Annotated in this window: 18 protein-coding genes and 1 tRNA gene; 11 read left to right on the top strand and 8 right to left on the bottom strand. The window is 70.1% G+C overall.

Going from position 1 to position 14997, the window contains the following annotated elements:
- The first annotated feature begins 91 nt into the window (after positions 1-91).
- The 4 genes from AC3RX1_RS05490 (at position 92) to AC3RX1_RS05475 (ending at position 1536) form a co-directional block, all read left to right on the top strand.
- Positions 92-829 (top strand): hypothetical protein, encoded by a 738-nt coding sequence (locus tag AC3RX1_RS05490; RefSeq protein WP_491500235.1) that lies wholly within the window; start codon positions 92-94, stop codon positions 827-829.
- Between the two features lies 1 nt (position 830).
- A complete protein-coding gene (locus tag AC3RX1_RS05485) occupies positions 831-1046 on the top strand; it encodes a hypothetical protein (protein ID WP_491500234.1) in 216 nt (71 codons plus the stop codon).
- 10 nt (positions 1047-1056) lie between these two features.
- Entirely contained in the window at positions 1057-1227 is a 171-nt protein-coding gene (locus AC3RX1_RS05480; protein ID WP_491500233.1) for a hypothetical protein, read from the top strand.
- A gap of 66 nt (positions 1228-1293) precedes the next feature.
- Entirely contained in the window at positions 1294-1536 is a 243-nt protein-coding gene (locus AC3RX1_RS05475; RefSeq protein WP_491500232.1) for a hypothetical protein, read from the top strand.
- A 147-nt stretch (positions 1537-1683) separates the two neighbouring features.
- Here AC3RX1_RS05475 and AC3RX1_RS05470 read toward each other — a convergent pair whose 3' ends face one another.
- Positions 1684-2145, bottom strand: coding sequence for a hypothetical protein (locus AC3RX1_RS05470; protein ID WP_491500231.1), 462 nt, complete (start codon positions 2143-2145; stop codon positions 1684-1686).
- Between the two features lie 178 nt (positions 2146-2323).
- Here AC3RX1_RS05470 and AC3RX1_RS05465 point away from each other — a divergent pair, with 178 nt between their 5' ends.
- The 4 genes from AC3RX1_RS05465 to AC3RX1_RS05450 all read left to right on the top strand — a co-directional run bounded on the left by AC3RX1_RS05465 (position 2324) and on the right by AC3RX1_RS05450 (position 6206).
- Entirely contained in the window at positions 2324-2650 is a 327-nt protein-coding gene (locus tag AC3RX1_RS05465; RefSeq protein ID WP_491500230.1) for a hypothetical protein, read from the top strand.
- Positions 2651-3171: 521 nt separating this feature from the next.
- Positions 3172-3504, top strand: coding sequence for a DUF7169 domain-containing protein (locus AC3RX1_RS05460; protein ID WP_491500228.1), 333 nt, complete (start codon positions 3172-3174; stop codon positions 3502-3504).
- A complete protein-coding gene (locus tag AC3RX1_RS05455) occupies positions 3501-3776 on the top strand; it encodes a hypothetical protein (protein ID WP_491500227.1) in 276 nt (91 codons plus the stop codon). The genes AC3RX1_RS05460 and AC3RX1_RS05455 overlap by 4 nt, the downstream gene beginning before the upstream one ends.
- Positions 3777-3893: 117 nt before the next feature.
- Positions 3894-6206, top strand: a complete 2313-nt coding sequence (locus tag AC3RX1_RS05450) for a tape measure protein (RefSeq protein ID WP_491500226.1) — start codon at positions 3894-3896, stop codon at positions 6204-6206.
- Positions 6207-6361: 155 nt separating this feature from the next.
- Here AC3RX1_RS05450 and AC3RX1_RS05445 read toward each other — a convergent pair whose 3' ends face one another.
- Positions 6362-6613, bottom strand: coding sequence for a hypothetical protein (locus AC3RX1_RS05445; protein ID WP_491500225.1), 252 nt, complete (start codon positions 6611-6613; stop codon positions 6362-6364).
- Between the two features lie 145 nt (positions 6614-6758).
- Entirely contained in the window at positions 6759-7094 is a 336-nt protein-coding gene (locus tag AC3RX1_RS05440) for a hypothetical protein (RefSeq protein ID WP_491500224.1), read from the bottom strand.
- Between the two features lie 125 nt (positions 7095-7219).
- Between AC3RX1_RS05440 and AC3RX1_RS05435 the strand changes: the two genes are divergently transcribed.
- Positions 7220-7301, top strand: a tRNA-Leu gene (locus AC3RX1_RS05435).
- A gap of 56 nt (positions 7302-7357) precedes the next feature.
- Complete coding sequence (locus tag AC3RX1_RS05430; protein WP_491500553.1) at positions 7358-8059, top strand: DedA family protein; 702 nt, start codon at positions 7358-7360, stop codon at positions 8057-8059.
- Positions 8060-8095: 36 nt separating this feature from the next.
- Here the strand turns inward: AC3RX1_RS05430 and ku are convergent, their stop codons facing one another.
- Positions 8096-8941, bottom strand: a complete 846-nt coding sequence (gene ku / locus AC3RX1_RS05425; protein WP_491500223.1) for a non-homologous end joining protein Ku — start codon at positions 8939-8941, stop codon at positions 8096-8098.
- A 75-nt stretch (positions 8942-9016) separates the two neighbouring features.
- On the opposite strand from ku, the gene AC3RX1_RS05420 reads away from it, so the two are divergent.
- Positions 9017-11611, top strand: coding sequence for an ATP-dependent DNA ligase (locus tag AC3RX1_RS05420; protein WP_491500222.1), 2595 nt, complete (start codon positions 9017-9019; stop codon positions 11609-11611).
- Positions 11612-11723: 112 nt separating this feature from the next.
- Here the strand turns inward: AC3RX1_RS05420 and AC3RX1_RS05415 are convergent, their stop codons facing one another.
- From AC3RX1_RS05415 to murI, 4 genes are all read right to left on the bottom strand, one after another.
- On the bottom strand, positions 11724-12635 hold the full coding sequence (locus tag AC3RX1_RS05415; RefSeq protein ID WP_491500221.1) for a cation diffusion facilitator family transporter: 912 nt from the start codon (positions 12633-12635) through the stop codon (positions 11724-11726).
- 107 nt (positions 12636-12742) lie between these two features.
- On the bottom strand, positions 12743-13339 hold the full coding sequence (rdgB, locus tag AC3RX1_RS05410) for an RdgB/HAM1 family non-canonical purine NTP pyrophosphatase (protein ID WP_491500220.1): 597 nt from the start codon (positions 13337-13339) through the stop codon (positions 12743-12745).
- On the bottom strand, positions 13336-14097 hold the full coding sequence (gene rph / locus AC3RX1_RS05405) for a ribonuclease PH (protein ID WP_491500219.1): 762 nt from the start codon (positions 14095-14097) through the stop codon (positions 13336-13338). Before rph ends, rdgB begins: the two co-directional genes overlap by 4 nt.
- A complete protein-coding gene (gene murI, locus AC3RX1_RS05400) occupies positions 14094-14960 on the bottom strand; it encodes a glutamate racemase (protein WP_491500218.1) in 867 nt (288 codons plus the stop codon). The genes rph and murI overlap by 4 nt, the downstream gene beginning before the upstream one ends.
- Positions 14961-14997 lie beyond the last annotated feature (37 nt).

The following is a 14997-nucleotide window of genomic DNA, read 5'->3' as shown; positions in this document are numbered from 1 at the left end:
CGCTCCGGGCGGTCTACTCATCGACCCCGCTGCCCAAGGCGGCAGCACACCACCGGCCACCGCGGCCACCAAACAATCTAGGAGACACACCATGGTCTTTCGGCCAGCTACCCCCCGCCTGTCCGACTTCATCGAGCCGATCCCGGACTTCATCCTGGACGCCATCCCCGGCGCTCGCGAGCGTGACAACGCGCTGCATGATGCCCGGACGGCCCGGGATGCCGCCCGTCGCGCCGAGAGCATCGCGTCGGCCAAGCTCCGCGACATGAGCGACCACGAGGGCCAGCCCATCGCGTCCGTCAAGCGCGCGGACTGGAACAAGGCCGACGACGCTGCCCGCGCCGCGCAGGCAGCCGAGACCGCCGCTGAGCGCGCCTGGGAGGCCGCCGCGCGTGCACGCTGGAACTTCGTGTACGACGCCATGGAGGAACCCGACTTCGCCGCCAAGGTCGAGCCGATGTATGCCGCCGCCTCGCAGCATGCCAAGGAGGCGCTGGACACCCTCACTCTGGCGCTGACCCAGCGGGACGACTTCGCCCACGCTCTGGGCCGTTCGATCAACGTGGACGGCGGCAACTACGGCCTCCGCGACGCGCTGGGCAAGATCGGGGCCTACGTGGACGCCGGTCTGGTGGACGAGAACGCCGCCGCCTGGAGCATCGTGTCCGACGCCATCGACGCGGCCACGCTCCTCGACTCCAAGCGCATCGCCCTCCTCCGCGAGTGCGATGCCATCCGCACCAACGACGCCATCCCGGCGCATGAGAAGGCGAACGAGTACCGCGCCATCCTCCGGCGTCGTGGCCTCACCCAGCGGAAGGTCTACTGACGTGTCCGACTCCAGCGAACTCACCGAGCGCGAGGCCCAGCGCGTCTCCTACCGCGGCAGCATCCCCGAGGAGCACCGCGACGACTACGACCGCCTTACCCGGCGTATGCACCCCCACGCGGCGACCGCTGTCATCCGCGACCGCATCCGCCGCCGTAGGGCCGAGGCCGCCATCCCCGTCGCGGACGCCGTCCTCGCCGACCTCCGCCGCTTCTAAAAGGCCCAGCATGAGTTATCGCACTGACCGCGCCTTCGCCGCCATCACCGGCCACACCTCGCGCCGCACGGTCGGCCAGCGGATCGCCTCGGCGACCGTTTATACCCTCTTGGGCGGCCTCGCCGTCTGGGCGGGGCTGGCCATCGCTGTCGGCATCATCCACACCATCACCGGCGCATAGCGCCCCCTGCCCGCCCCCGCTGCCCACGAGGGCGGGCACCCCCTGACACCCAAGGAGACCCACACCATGGAGAAGCAGCCCAGCTACCGCGACCTGGTCGCCATGCATCGCACCGCCGAGGCCGCCCGCCTCGACCTGGCCGCCCAGCTCAAGACGACCCGGGCCGCCCTCTGGCGCGCTCAGACCATCATCCGGCTGCCGCGCCTGGCCCCGGTGATGGACCTCATCCAGGGCAGCACCGAGGAGGAGTACGCCGCCAACGCTGACGCCCTGGACGCTGCCCTGACGGCTGCCCGCGCGGGGGCCTAGCTCCTGAGCCACCCGCGACCGATGATGTTCGCGGGTCCGCTGCCGCTCGCACCGTGGGTACAGCGAGCAGCAGCACGCGCAGTCCGCGCCGCTGGCCTTCTCCTTCCGGCGTCGCGGGCTGCACTCCTACTCGCAGCAGCCGGAAAGCTAGACCCAGTGCTCTGCCGTGCCGGTCAACCGCTCGTGATGCCATGCCTTTCCGGACACGCGCCATTTGACGTTGGCGACGATGTCCACGGTCACCGGGACATGTACTCCTTCGGCGTCGAACTGCGCCCGCTTTGCCTCGAACTTTGGGAGCACGGCGGGAAAGTCCGCGACAATCTCGCCGCCCATCGCTTTCACAAAGTCAGACCGCGCGGAACCCGAGAAGCCGTAAAGCTCCACCGAGGCAGTCACATCGCGGGCATCGTCCACACCGCGGTTGATGATCCTCAACCTCGCTCGCTCCGGGTCGAACGACAGCTTCCAATCGATCCCAGCAGCGTCTTGCCGCGCCTCAACACGCCTCGCACGTCGCTCCGCGATGATCGCGACAGTAAGCGACCCGCCACCGAGTAAGACGCTCGATACGAGCGCCCAGACGGCAATGGCATCCGACGTTCCCACGGCGTCAACCCTAGAGCAGACAAGCGCCGACTGGACCCTGGGGAGGGACTCCCCCGACCCCCTCGCCTTCCCTCCCGGAGGGCCATAGCGTCCCCCTGTTTGCGCACGCAGAAGTCTGTTTTTGCAGCGCCAAATTTTCCCCATTTCTCCCCTGTTTACACGCCCCTGGAGGCCCCTCATGACAGACCACCCCGAGCACTGGCCCGAGCCGGTGATCGACACCTACGACACCGTCCTCGCCGAGCAGCCCAACCTCTCCGGCGCCGCCTTCGCATCCCTCGTGGAGGCGTGCGAGCTACTCACCACGAGTTACGCACTCCAGACTGTGGCCTCCGCCGCGGGCTATGTCGCGACCGGCTCCACCGGCCAGACCGTCGTCCACCCAACAATCGTGGAGGCCCGCCTCGCACGGGAGGCCGCCGCGCGCATCCTGGCCCGCCTCATCGCTCCGACCACCAAGGGCCAAAAGATGGCCCGTCAGCGCCACGGCGGGGCCGTCCGGTGAGGTCGCCCGGACTCGCCGAGTCTGCCCGCGGCGGCTGGCGCTCCCCTGCTGACGTTGCCCTCGCGCTCCGCGCGCTGGAGGCCATCCCGGCCTCCGACCTCCGCGCCGATCCCATCTTCCGCGCCGCTGTCCAGTGGGCGCAGGAGCACCGCCACCGCTCCGAGGAGTACCTCGCCGGTGACCGCCCCGGCCCCTGCCGCGCCATGCCCCGCCTCATCTGGCAGGTTTTCCGCCTCGGCGTCTCCAGCCCCGACGCCTCGCGTGACATCGCGCAGCGTATCGCCCCTGGCCGGAGGTCCACCTTCCCAACCACCCCCACACCGGACACCACACCGGCGCCCTTCTGAGAGAGACACCATGCCCCGCATCGACCCACCTGAGCCGTCCTTCATCTCCCGCGTCCTGGCGCCCCAGGGCAAGCCGGTGACTATCCCCGCCTCCCACGTCGAGCGCACCCCTGAGGGCGGCTACCGCGTCGTCTCCGGCGCGGGCCGCCAGGCTTCGACCGCGGGGGCTACCCGATGACCGCCACCGCCACGTCCACCGCCGAGAACGCGCAGACGATCCGCTCCATGGGCCTCGCCGTCATTGCCCTGGCCGACGCCTTCGCCCATGCTGACGAAGTCCAATGGCTGCCCTCACCGGCGCCGATCAAGGAGCTGAACGATCGCAAGGCCCCGGCTGGCGGCATCAAGCGCCCGACCGAGCAGACGGCGACGGACCCGCGCCACCTGGCGGTCCGCGCCGCGGTCATCGCGGCGTCCATCGCCGCCGAGGACATCACGACCAAGGCGACCGCTGCCGCTGCCGAGCTGGAGGCCGCCGTGGCGTCCTGGGGAGGCCTGAGAGCATGACCGTCCCCGCCACCGTGACTGTCCACTTCCGCGGCCATCCTGTCCAGGTGTCCCGCGAGACCCTCCGCCAGGCCGTCGCCACCCCCGACACTCTCCGAGCCGTGCGCAGGGTCCTACCCGACCGTCCCACGCGCGAGGCCGTCGGCCTCCTCACCCTCGGCGACGCTCACGAGTTCCTCCACGCCCTCCACCGTGCCCTGGTGACCCACAACATCCCCCGCGCCCATCACCGCGGCGGGCAGGGCCGCCTCCGCCGCCGCACGACCTGCTAGACCCTCACCGCTCAAGCCCCTGTCCCCCCGCCCTTCCGGCGCGGGCCGACGGGGGCTTTTGCGTGCCCGCGCACCCCCATCCCGCCACTCCCCCGACCACCCAATAGGAGGCCTTCCATGGCCGAAAACGTGGGCTTCGCCACGCTAAACATCATCCCGAGCGCTAAGAACTTCGGGAAGACCCTCACCTCTCAGGTAAGCCCTGACCTGGACCGCGCCGGACGCTCTGGCGGAAACGCCCTGTACTCCGGCATTGCCGACGGCCTGGGCCGCTCCGTCAAGGCCGCCCTCGGCGCGGTCGGCACCATCGGCACCGCTCTCGTCGGCATGGCCGCCGTCGGCGGCTTCTCCCGCGCCCTCAAGCTCGATGAGGCCCAGACCAAGCTCAAGGCCCTGAACTACACCACCGAGCAGTCCAAGACCATTACGGACAACGCCCTCGCATCGGTCAAGGGCACCGCGTTCGGTCTCGACTCCGCCGTGAACTCCGCGGTTGGCCTCCTCGCCGCTGGCATCCAGCCGGGTCAGGAGCTGACCGGCGTGCTCACCACCATCGGCAACACCGCCGCTCTCGCTGGCGTCTCCATGGACGACATGGGCGCGATCTTCAACAAGGTCGCCGCCAACGGCAAGGTGACCACCCAGGAGATGAACCAGCTCGCCGACCGGGGCGTGCCCATCTGGCAGTACCTCTCCGAGGCCATGGGCGTCTCCAACTCCGAGCTGGCGGGCATGATTTCGGCGGGCAAGGTCACCGCCGATATGTTCTACGGCGCTCTCGGCCCCGCCGTCGATGGCGTCGCGGGAGTCATGGGCGGCAGCTTCCTCGGCTCCCTGAGCAACGCCCGCGCCGCCCTGTCCCGCCTCGGCGCGCTCTTCATCCAGCCCGCCATCCCCGTCCTGACCAACGCCCTCGGCGCCGCCACGGGCGTCCTGGACAGCCTCGGCAAGGCGCTCAGCCCCCTGGTGGACAAGTGGACCAAGTTCCTCTCTGCCGATGCCGGAACGCTCACCGGCACCCTCGGCGCCCTCCTGCCGATCCTCGGCCTCCTGGGCGGCCTCCTCGGCCCGCTCCTGTCGCAAATCCCGATCCTGGGCACGGCGTTTGCTGGCCTCACCGGCCCCATCGGCCTCGCCGCTGGCGCCCTCATCGCACTGGTGGCCATCAGCCCCGAGAACCTCCTCAGCGGCCTGGACGCCATCGTGGCGATGATCCCCGGCTTCATCACGTCCGTCGTCGGCGCGTTCAGCACGCTCATCCCCGCGATGCTGAACAACCTCACCGCCAACCTGCCGATCCTCCTGACCGGCATCACCGACGCCCTCACCGCCGCGGTCGGCGCCGTCGTGCTGGCCCTCCCGCAGATCGTCGCCGCGTTCGGCAACCTCATCCCGGCGCTCGTGGACAACCTCATGGCGGGCGTCCCGGTCCTCCTGGACTCCGCGGTGACCCTGTTCACCTCGCTCATCGCGGCGCTTGAGCAGATCGTCCCGCCTCTGCTGACGGCGCTCATCGGCGCCCTGCCCAAGGTGGTCAAGACGCTCATCGGGATGATCCCGACGCTCCTGAACACCGCGGTGACGCTGTTCACCTCGCTTGTGAACGCGCTGCCGAAGATCATCCCGCCCCTGGTCGCGGCGATCATCGACCTCCTGCCCAAGATCATCTCCGCCGTCATCTCGATGATCCCGAAGCTCATCGACGGCGCCGTGAAGCTTTTCACGGCCATCGTCACCGCGCTGCCAAAGATCATCCCGCCGCTGATCGGCGCTATCATCGACCTCCTGCCGACGCTCCTCTCGTCGCTCGTGTCGATGATCCCGGCCCTCATCAACGGCGCGGTGACGCTGTTCACCGGCATCGTCACGGCGATCCCGCGCATCATCCCGGTGCTGATCCCGGCGCTCATCAAGCTCGTGCCGAAGATGGTCACCGCCCTCATCAAGTGCATCCCCCTCCTCATCCAGGCGGGCGTGGACCTGATCGGCGGCCTCATCAAGGGCCTCGGGCAGATGGCGGGCGCAGTCGGCCAGGCGCTCCTCAACATCGCGAAGAACGCCATCGGCGGCTTCCTGTCCTTCCTCGGCATCCACTCGCCCTCCCGCCTCTTCAAGGGCTACGGCGAGTTCGTCGGAGAGGGTCTGGCCATCGGCATCGGCTCGATGGAGTCCGACGTAACCAAGGCCACCCTGGGCCTTGCCTCCGCCGCCGAGGACGCCGTGAGTGGCGTCTCCCTCGCCATCGGCTCCGGCGCAGCGGTTGACGCCGCCATCGCTGCCGGTGACGGCGGCGCGGTTGGCCGCCGTCTGGCCGCCCTGAACGGCGCGGGGTCCACGACGAACCTCACCTACACCCAGAACGGCGGCCAGGGCCTCACCTCCGAGCAGGAGCTTGTGAAGGCTGCCCGCCGCCTGGCGCACGCCGCCTAACCCGCAGCGTCTAGACGCACGAAAGGCCCCGGCCTCCCCCGCATCATGTCGATGACGTGGAGGGCCGGGGCCTTTTCGGCGTTACGGCGCAGCGCGCCGAGCGCTACCCTGGCGACGGGCGGATGGAGCATCTAGGTCATGTTCCATCCGCTCTCTCACGCCGCGAGCAGCTCGCCCAGCTCCGCCTCCACGACCGCGCACAGCTCCCCGAGCTGGGCCTCATCCAGGCCGCCGACCGCGGGGCCGACAGCGACGAGGTCGCCCAGGCCGTCGATGCCCTGCATCCCGAGCGCCAGCTCCACCGTCCGCCGCGTCTCGGCGGGCAGCGTCGCCGCCCAGCCCCACGCGGCGAACTCGACCGCGCGCTCGCCGTGGGCCGCCGCGAGTGCTCCGAGCTTGTCCATCATGTCCCCCTTCTCCGGCGAGCACCTTGCCCGCTCCGATGACGAGGTTAACAGGCGCAGAAAGCACCTCTGACCAGGCAAGACTCCTTCCGCGAGGCGCCGCCCGCAACGCTCCTTTCGTGACGCGCTAGACGCGGCTGCCCGTCCCTCACCAGGCCCGGCGTGTGTTAACCTGGCGACCCCGGTGCAACGGACGGATATCCTCGACGGTGGGGTCGTCGAGGTATCCCTGCAGCGGCCCGAAGCCCGCCACGGTCGCGAGCACGTCGCGCACGCAGCCCTGCTCGTCGTCGATCGTGTCGAGGCCGCGGGCAAGGGCGAAGTCGTTGTGTCGGCGCACCTCCGCCCACGCGATCTGCGTGGCACGATCGGGATCCCGCGCCGGGTCGGCCTGTTCCGCGCGCAGCCGCTCGCGGACCCGCTCGGCGACCCGCTCCGTCGCACGCAGTCCGAGGCCGCCGTCAGACGCTGGGGCGAGACTCATTTCGCCATCCTTGCAAGAATCGTCCGAGCGCCTCGAAAGTTATCCACAGGGGGTTTTCCGCCGCGGAATCCGGCGGGACATCCCCACAGCGTCCGCACAGCGCCCTCAGTAGACTGAGACCACTCGCGGGAGTGGTGAAATCGGCAGACACGCAGGATTTAGGTTCCTGTGCCTTCGGGCGTGTGGGTTCAAGTCCCACCTTCCGCACGGACGCCGACGAACCCGGCGCCGCCCTTCTGACCGCCCTCTCCGACGGGATCCACGTGCACGCAGCAGGTCTCATCCCCTGGCTCAGCCCCGAGACGATCATCTCCGCCGCGGGTCCGTGGGCGCTTCTCGTGGTGTGCTTCATCATCTTCGCCGAGACGGGGCTGCTCATCGGCTTCCTCCTGCCCGGCGACACCCTCCTGGTGATCTCGGGCATCCTCACGAACACGAACGACATCTTCGGGCTCAACATCTGGCTCGTCTCGTTGCTCATCGCGCTCGCCGCCTTCGCCGGAGGCGAGGTGGGGTACCTCATCGGCCACAAGGGCGGCCCCTCCGTCTTCGAGAAGAAGGAATCGGGACTGTTCAGCCGCAAGAACGTCGAACGCACCAACGCGTTCTTCGAACGCTTCGGCGGCCTCACCGTTGTCCTCGCGCGCTTCGTGCCGATCGTGCGCACCTTCGCGCCGGTGGCGGCCGGCGTCGGCCACATGCCGTGGCGCCGGTACTCGCTGTACAACCTCATCGGGGCGCTGCTGTGGGGCTTCGGTCTCACGATGCTCGGCTACGGCATCGGCCACATCCCGTGGATCGCCGATCTCGTCAAGGAGTACATTGACCTCATCCTCATCGGTGTGGTCGTGCTCACGATCGCCGGCACCGCCTGGCACTACTTCCGCGAGCGGGCGAAGGTGCGTCGCGAGCACGCGCAGGACGCCAGGCGTGTGCACGACATCGCGCCGGACGCCCAAGACTGACGCCGCACCGCCGCATCAGCCGCCGACGGCGGCTGATCAGCCCGCCTTGCTGCGGCTGCTCTTCTTCTTCGACTTCTTCTCGTCGTCGTCGCCGCGCGCCTTGCGGCTGCGCTCGACGCTCGCGCGCAGCGCCTCCATGAGGTCGATGACCTCGCCGCCGCCCTCCTCCTCGCGCTCGCCGAACGTCTCGGTGGTGTCGATCGCCTCGCCCTTCTCGAGCTTGGCGTCGATCAGGGTGCGCAGCTCCTTCTGATACTCGTCGGTGAACGACTCCGGATCGAAGTCCGCTGCGAACCCCTCCACCAACGCCGCCGACAGCTCCAGCTCCTTGTCGCTGATCTTCACGGGCTCATCGAGCGCCGGAAACGACGCATCCCGGATCTCGTCGGCCCAGCGCAGCGTCTGCAGCGTCAGCGTCTCGCCGCGCACACGCAGGGCCGCCAGCCGCGTCTTCTGCCGCAGCGAGAAGCGCACGATCGCGGTGCGGTCGGTACGCTGCAGCGTCTCACGCAGCAGCGCGTACGCCTTCGGTGACTTCGAGTCGGGCTCGAGGTAGTACGGGTTCTCGAACAGCAGCGGGTCGAGCTGGTCGCTCGGCACGAACTCGACGACCTCGATCTCGCGGCTCTGCTCGGCGGGAAGGGACTTGAGGTCCTCCTTGGTCAGCACGACGGTGCGGTCACCGTCATCGTAGGCCTTGTCGATGTCGCTGTACGGCACGGTCTCGCCGTCGATCTCGCAGACGCGCTGATAGCGGATGCGTCCGCCGTCCTTCGCGTGCACCTGGTGCAGCGAGATGTCGTGGTCCTCGGTCGCGGCGTAGATCTTCACCGGCACATTCACCAGGCCGAAGGTCACCGCACCCTTCCAGATCGCCCTCATGACCCCAGTGAACACTGCCGCCGTGCCCGGGGCAACCGGATGCGCGCGTCATTCTCACCCGGCAGGATGTGTGTTATGCCGGGTGATGAGCAGGTCGTGCAGATCGGAGGCAGGCGCCTGCGTCTGTCACGGCTGGACAAGGTGCTGTACCCGGAGACGGGCACGACCAAGGGCGAGGTCATCGACTACTTCACCCGCATCGCCCCGCTGATGATCCCGCATATCGCCGAGCGACCCGTCACGCGCAAGCGATGGCCGGAGGGCGTCGACCATCCGCCGTTCTTCGGCAAGGATCTCGAACCCGGCGCCCCCGACTGGGTGCACCGGCTGCCGATCGAGCACTCCGGCGGTCCGAAGTACTACCCGCTCGTCGACGACGTGCCGACACTGGTGTACCTCGCGCAGGTGGCGAGCCTCGAACTGCACGTGCCGCAGTGGCGGTTCACCTCCGACGGCGACCGCGGGATGCCCGACCGCCTCGTGCTCGATCTCGACCCGGGACCGGGCATGGGGCTGTCGGACTGCGCCGAGGTGGCGCGCTGGGTGCGCGCGATCCTCTCCGACATGGGACTCGAGGCTCATCCCGTCACGAGCGGCAGCAAGGGCGTCCACGTCTACGCGCCGCTGGACGGCAGGCACACGAGCGAGCAGGCGTCGGCCGTGGCGAAGGAGCTCGCCCAGGCACTCGAGGCGGATCACCCCGACCTCGTGGTCAGCCGCATGGCGAAGGATGTCCGCGCGGGGCGCGTGTTCCTCGACTGGAGCCAGAACAACCAGGCGAAGACCACGATCGCGCCCTACTCGCTGCGCGGACGGGAGCGCCCGACGGTCGCGGCTCCCCGCACCTGGGAGGAGCTGGACGACCCCGACCTTCGCCAGCTCGAGTTCCACGAGGTGCTGGACCGCGCCGAGCACATCGGTGACCCGATGGCGGGCCTGGGCTTCCGCGCCGGCGCGCGGGCCGGCGCATCCGGTCCCCTCTCCGCCTATATCGCCAAGCGCGATGCCCAGCGCACGCCCGAGCCGGTGCCCGACAATCCACTTGCGGCGGCGACGCCTCCCGGCGAGCAGCCGCGCTTCGTCATCCAGGAGCACCATGCGCGGCGGTTGCACTGGGACTTCCGCCTGGAGCACGACGGCGTCTTCGTCAGCTGGGCGGTGCCCCGCGGAGTCCCGCCCACCCCGGGACGCAACTCCCTCGCGGTGATGACCGAGGACCATCCCCTGGAGTACGGCTCGTTCGAGGGCACGATTCCGCGCGGCGAGTACGGCGGCGGCACCGTCACGATCTGGGACGACGGCCGCTACGAGCCGGAGAAGTGGCGCGACGACGAGGTCATCGTGACGCTGCACGGACGCGCCGGCGGACCGCTCGGCACCGTGCGCGTCGCGCTCATCCGCACGCAGGGCGAGGGCGAGCGGTCCAGCTGGCTGCTGCACCGGACCAAGACGGATGCCGAGGGCCGCCCGCAGCCCGACGGAGCCCCGGTCGCGCCGTCGGAGCAGGCCGACGCATCCGGGCCGGTGTCGAGCGCCGGGCCGACCGACGCGTCCGGTCCGGCACGCGGCGGCGAGCAGGCCGACACATCCGTACCGGTGTCCGACGGTGATCGGGCCGACGCATCCGGGGCAGTCCCCGACGGCGCGATCGCCTCGGCCTCCGCGGCATCCGGCGCCGCTCCACCCGAGGGCAGCACGACGCGCGCCGACCGCGCGCCGATGCTGACCGCGTCGGCGTCGCCCGCCCTCGCGGCGCGGAGGGCCGAGCAGTGGGGCGGCGCCTGGGCGGAGGTGAAGTGGGACGGCATCCGCGCGATCGGCGTCTGGGACGGCACCGCGCTGAGGCTCTACGCCCGAAGCGGCACCGACATCACCGCGCGCTACCCCGAGATCACCGGCGGCTTCCGGCTCGAGGCGTCATCCGCAGTGATCGACGGGGAGATCATCGCCCTGGATGCGTCGGGACGGCCGAGCTTCTCGCGGCTGCAGCATCGCATGCATCTCACGAAGCCCCGCGAGATCGCCGCCGAGCGCGAACGCACTCCCGTGCGGTATCACGTGTTCGACGTGATCGCGATCGACGGGCGCGACATCGCCGACGACCCGCTCTCGGAGAGACGGGAGGCGCTCGAGCGCATCGCGACGGCGGCGCCGGAGACCGTCGCGGTGCCGCCCGTGCTCCACGACGTCGATGAGGCGCTCGCGCTCAGCCGCCGCCTCGGCCTGGAAGGCATCGTCGTGAAGAACCCGGCGTCCCGTTACCGGCGCGGGGAGCGGTCGGAGGAATGGCTGAAGGTCAAGATCACCCGCGCGCAGGAGGTCGTGATCGGCGGCGTGCGGCCCGGCCGGGGCGGTCGCACGGGGTCGATCGGGTCGCTCCTTCTCGGCATCCCGTCTCCCGACGGCCTGCGGTACGCCGGACGCGTCGGCACCGGCTTCAGCGAGTCGACGCTGAAGCACCTGGAGGGGCTGCTGCGTCCGCTGCGGCAGGATGACGACCCGTTCGTCGGCGTGCCGCCCGCCGACGCCCGCGACGCCCTGTGGGTGCGACCCGAGCTCGTCGGCGAGGTCGAGTACGCCGAGTTCACCCCGGGCGGCATCCTGCGGCACGCCCGGTGGCGTGGGCTCCGCCCCGACAAGACCCCCGCCGAGGTGCGCCGGGAGGGCTGAGCGCCCGTTCCCTCGTCCCTTCGTCGATGTCACATGGAACCGCCGCGAACACATCATTCTTGCGTCGGGATGATGCGCAACGCGCGACTTCATGTGAAACGGCGCACCTCGGTCAGGCGTGGGCGTCGTGCTCGCTGTGGCCGGCGGGCTCGAGCTGGAACGTCGAGTGCTCCACGTCGAAATGCTCGGCGAGACAGCCCTGGAGCCGGGTGAGGATGTCACCCGCGCGGCCCTCGCGCAGCGCGTCGTCGTCGACGATGACGTGGGCGGTGAACACCGGGGCGCCACGGGTGAGCTGCCACACGTGCACGTCGTGCACGGCGCGGACGCCGGGGGTGTCGAGGATGTGGTCGCGGATGTGCTGCACCTGCACCCCCTGGGGCGCCGACTCCCCCAGCACCGACACCACCTCGCGCAGCAGGCCGGCGGCGCGCGGCACGATGAGCGCGGCGATGACGAGCGACGCGATCGCGTCGACGGCGAGCCAGCCGGTGACGAGGATGACGATGGCCGCCACGATCACCGCAGCCGAGCCGATGAGATCGCCCATCACCTCGATGTAGGCGCCGCGCACATTCATGCTGCGCCGCTGGGCCGCGGACAGCAGCCACATCGCCACAGCGTTCGTGCAGAGCCCGACGACCGCGACGACGAGCATCACTCCCCCGGCGACCTCGACGTCGGCCGGGTTCGTCAGCCGTGCGACACCTTCCCCCGCGACTCCCACCGCGAGGGCGATGAGGATCACACCGTTCACGAGTGCGCCGAACACCTCCGCCCGCTGATACCCGAAGGTGCGGCGGTCGTTGGCCGGGCGCGCGGCGACGGCACTCGCGACGAGCGCCACGACGAGCGCGGCGGCATCGGCGAACATGTGGGCGGCATCGGCCAGCAGCGCCAACGAGCCCGACCACACCGCGCCCACGATCTGCACGACCAGCACCACCGTCGTCAGGGTGAGCGAGATCGCGAGCAGGCGCCGGTTGTCGGCGCCGCGGATGCCGCTCGGTGCGTGGTCGTGCATGCCCCCAGGCTAGGCCCCGTCAGCTGCCGCGACCGCCGGAACGGCGCAGTCGGGAATGAGTCTGATTCTCAGCCTCATCCCCCGCGCGCTACAGCAGACGCAGCCCGCTACAGCAGATGCAGCAGCGGCTGCAGCGCGGCGAACGCCCGGGCTCGATGCGACGCGACGGCCTTCTCCGCGTCGGTCCACTCGCCCACCGTGCGCTCCACCGCTGTGGGCTGCTCGTCGGGGATGAACACCGGGTCGTAGCCGAACCCGCCCGTCCCGCGAGCGGCGGTCGCGATCCGTCCCGGCCAGATGCCTTCGACGACGTGCTCGCCGTCGCCGGGAAGCACGAGCGCGATCACCGACGTGAAGTGCGCGGTGCGATGCGGATCGGCGATGTCGGAGATCTGGTCGAGCAGCAGCTCGAGGTTCGCGACGGCGTCCTTCTTGTGCCCGGCCCAGTACGCCGAGAAGATGCCCGGCGCCCCGCCGAGCACGTCGACGCACACGCCGGAGTCGTCGGCGAAGGCCGGCAGCCCCGTGTGACGGGCGGCCGCACGCGCCTTGATCAGCGCGTTCTCCGCGAACGTCACTCCGTCTTCGACCGGTTCGGGGCCGTCGTACCCGACGAGTTCGAAGTCGGGACGCGTCGCCGCGACGATCTGCGCGAACTCGGTGACCTTGTGCGGATTGTGCGTGGCGAGCACCGCGCGGGTCACTGCCGCGCCTCCGGCGCGTCGGCGCCCTCGCTCAGGCTCGCGGCCTGGATGTCGCGCAGTTGGCCGCATCCGTTCACGCCGAGTTCGAGCAGCGCATCGAGCTCGCGCTTGTCGAAGGGCGCGCCTTCCGCAGTGCCCTGCACCTCGACGAACAGCCCCCGACCGGTGACGACGATGTTCATGTCGGTCTCGGCGCGGACGTCTTCGACATAGGCGAGGTCGACCATCGGCTCGCCGCCGACGATGCCGACCGACACGGCGGCGACCGAGTCGAACAGCACCTGGGCCTTCTGCCCGATGAACTTCTTCTCGCGACCCCACGCGATGGCGTCGGCCAGGGCGACATAGGCGCCGGTGATCGCGGCGGTGCGAGTTCCGCCGTCGGCCTGCAGCACGTCGCAGTCGATGACGATCGTGTTCTCGCCGAGTGCCTTCGTGTCCACGACGGCGCGGAGGGCCCGGCCGATGAGGCGGGAGATCTCGTGCGTGCGGCCGCCGATGCGCCCCTTCACCGACTCCCGGTCGTTGCGGGTGTTGGTCGCACGGGGAAGCATGGCGTACTCCGCGGTGACCCATCCCTTCCCCTTGCCCGTGAGCCAGCGCGGAACGCCGTTCGTGAACGACGCCGTGCACAGCACCTTCGTGCCACCGAAACTGACGAGGGCCGAGCCCTCGGCCTGTGCGCTCCAACCGCGCTCGATCACGACGGGGCGCAGCTGGTCGGCGGTGCGACCGTCGACGCGGAGGGTGTCGGTCATCCGGCTTCCTTCTCTCGGGTGGTGGGGACGGAGTTCGTGCGGGCTCCGACCGGCAGGTCGATCACCCCGGTCTGCACGAGCTTCACATCGGTGACCTCGCGCCCCATGAGCCGATGGGCGAGGTCGAGGAACGCGTGAGCCGACTCACCGGTCGCCTCGTACTCGTGCTGGGCCACGGCATCCGGCCCGGCGATGAGGTCGCGGGACACCAGTTGGCGGTAGACGTCCTTCGCGGTCTCGGTGTCGCTGCTCACGAGGGACACGTCGGCGCCCATGACGTAGCTGATCGCACCCTCCAGGAACGGGTAGTGCGTGCACCCGAGCACGAGCGTGTCGACACCCGCGTGGCGCAGCGGGGCGAGGTACTCCTCGGCGACGGCGAGCACCTCGGGGGTGCCGGTGACGCCGGCCTCGACGAAGTCGACGAAGCGCGGGCACGCCTGGCCGAAGACGGTGAGGTCGGCGTTGACGCCGAGCATGTCCTGGTAGACGCCCGAGCCGATCGTGCCGGCCGTGCCGATCACCCCGATGCGGCCGTTGCGCGTCGTCGAGATCGCGGTCCGCACCGCGGGACCGATGACCTCCACGACGGGGACGTCATAGCGCTCGCGCGCGTCGCGCAGCATCGCGGCGGAGGCGGTGTTGCACGCGATCACGAGCATCTTGACGCCCTCGTCGACCAGGGTGTCGAGCACTTCGAGGGCGTACCGGCGCACGTCCGCGATGGGCTTCGGTCCGTACGGCGAATGCGCGGTGTCGCCGATGTACCGGATCGACTCCTGCGGCAGGAGCGCCGAGACGGCCCGCGCGACGGTGAGCCCACCGACTCCGGAGTCGAAGATTCCGATGGGGGCGTCGTTCACAATCGTCCAGCCTACCGGTGCGGGGGCGGCCGCTAGG

This window comes from Microbacterium altimontanum, assembly GCF_058349865.2.
Note: the sequence above shows the minus strand (reverse complement) of the source record. Positions and strands in the feature narration are given on the sequence as shown.

What these genes read in the sequence shown, in the direction of transcription:
- AC3RX1_RS05490 (WP_491500235.1), top strand. Translation starts at nt 92, where the DNA reads ATGGTCTTTCGGCCAGCTACCCCCCGCCTGTCCGACTTCATCGAGCCG.
- AC3RX1_RS05480 (WP_491500233.1), top strand. Translation starts at nt 1,057, where the DNA reads ATGAGTTATCGCACTGACCGCGCCTTCGCCGCCATCACCGGCCACACC.
- AC3RX1_RS05475 (WP_491500232.1), top strand. Translation starts at nt 1,294, where the DNA reads ATGGAGAAGCAGCCCAGCTACCGCGACCTGGTCGCCATGCATCGCACC.
- AC3RX1_RS05465 (WP_491500230.1), top strand. Translation starts at nt 2,324, where the DNA reads ATGACAGACCACCCCGAGCACTGGCCCGAGCCGGTGATCGACACCTAC.
- AC3RX1_RS05460 (WP_491500228.1), top strand. Translation starts at nt 3,172, where the DNA reads ATGACCGCCACCGCCACGTCCACCGCCGAGAACGCGCAGACGATCCGC.
- AC3RX1_RS05455 (WP_491500227.1), top strand. Translation starts at nt 3,501, where the DNA reads ATGACCGTCCCCGCCACCGTGACTGTCCACTTCCGCGGCCATCCTGTC.
- AC3RX1_RS05450 (WP_491500226.1), top strand. Translation starts at nt 3,894, where the DNA reads ATGGCCGAAAACGTGGGCTTCGCCACGCTAAACATCATCCCGAGCGCT.
- AC3RX1_RS05445 (WP_491500225.1), bottom strand. Translation starts at nt 6,613, where the DNA reads ATGATGGACAAGCTCGGAGCACTCGCGGCGGCCCACGGCGAGCGCGCG.
- AC3RX1_RS05440 (WP_491500224.1), bottom strand. Translation starts at nt 7,094, where the DNA reads ATGAGTCTCGCCCCAGCGTCTGACGGCGGCCTCGGACTGCGTGCGACG.
- ku (WP_491500223.1), bottom strand. Translation starts at nt 8,941, where the DNA reads ATGAGGGCGATCTGGAAGGGTGCGGTGACCTTCGGCCTGGTGAATGTG.
- AC3RX1_RS05420 (WP_491500222.1), top strand. Translation starts at nt 9,017, where the DNA reads ATGCCGGGTGATGAGCAGGTCGTGCAGATCGGAGGCAGGCGCCTGCGT.
- AC3RX1_RS05415 (WP_491500221.1), bottom strand. Translation starts at nt 12,635, where the DNA reads ATGCACGACCACGCACCGAGCGGCATCCGCGGCGCCGACAACCGGCGC.
- rph (WP_491500219.1), bottom strand. Translation starts at nt 14,097, where the DNA reads ATGACCGACACCCTCCGCGTCGACGGTCGCACCGCCGACCAGCTGCGC.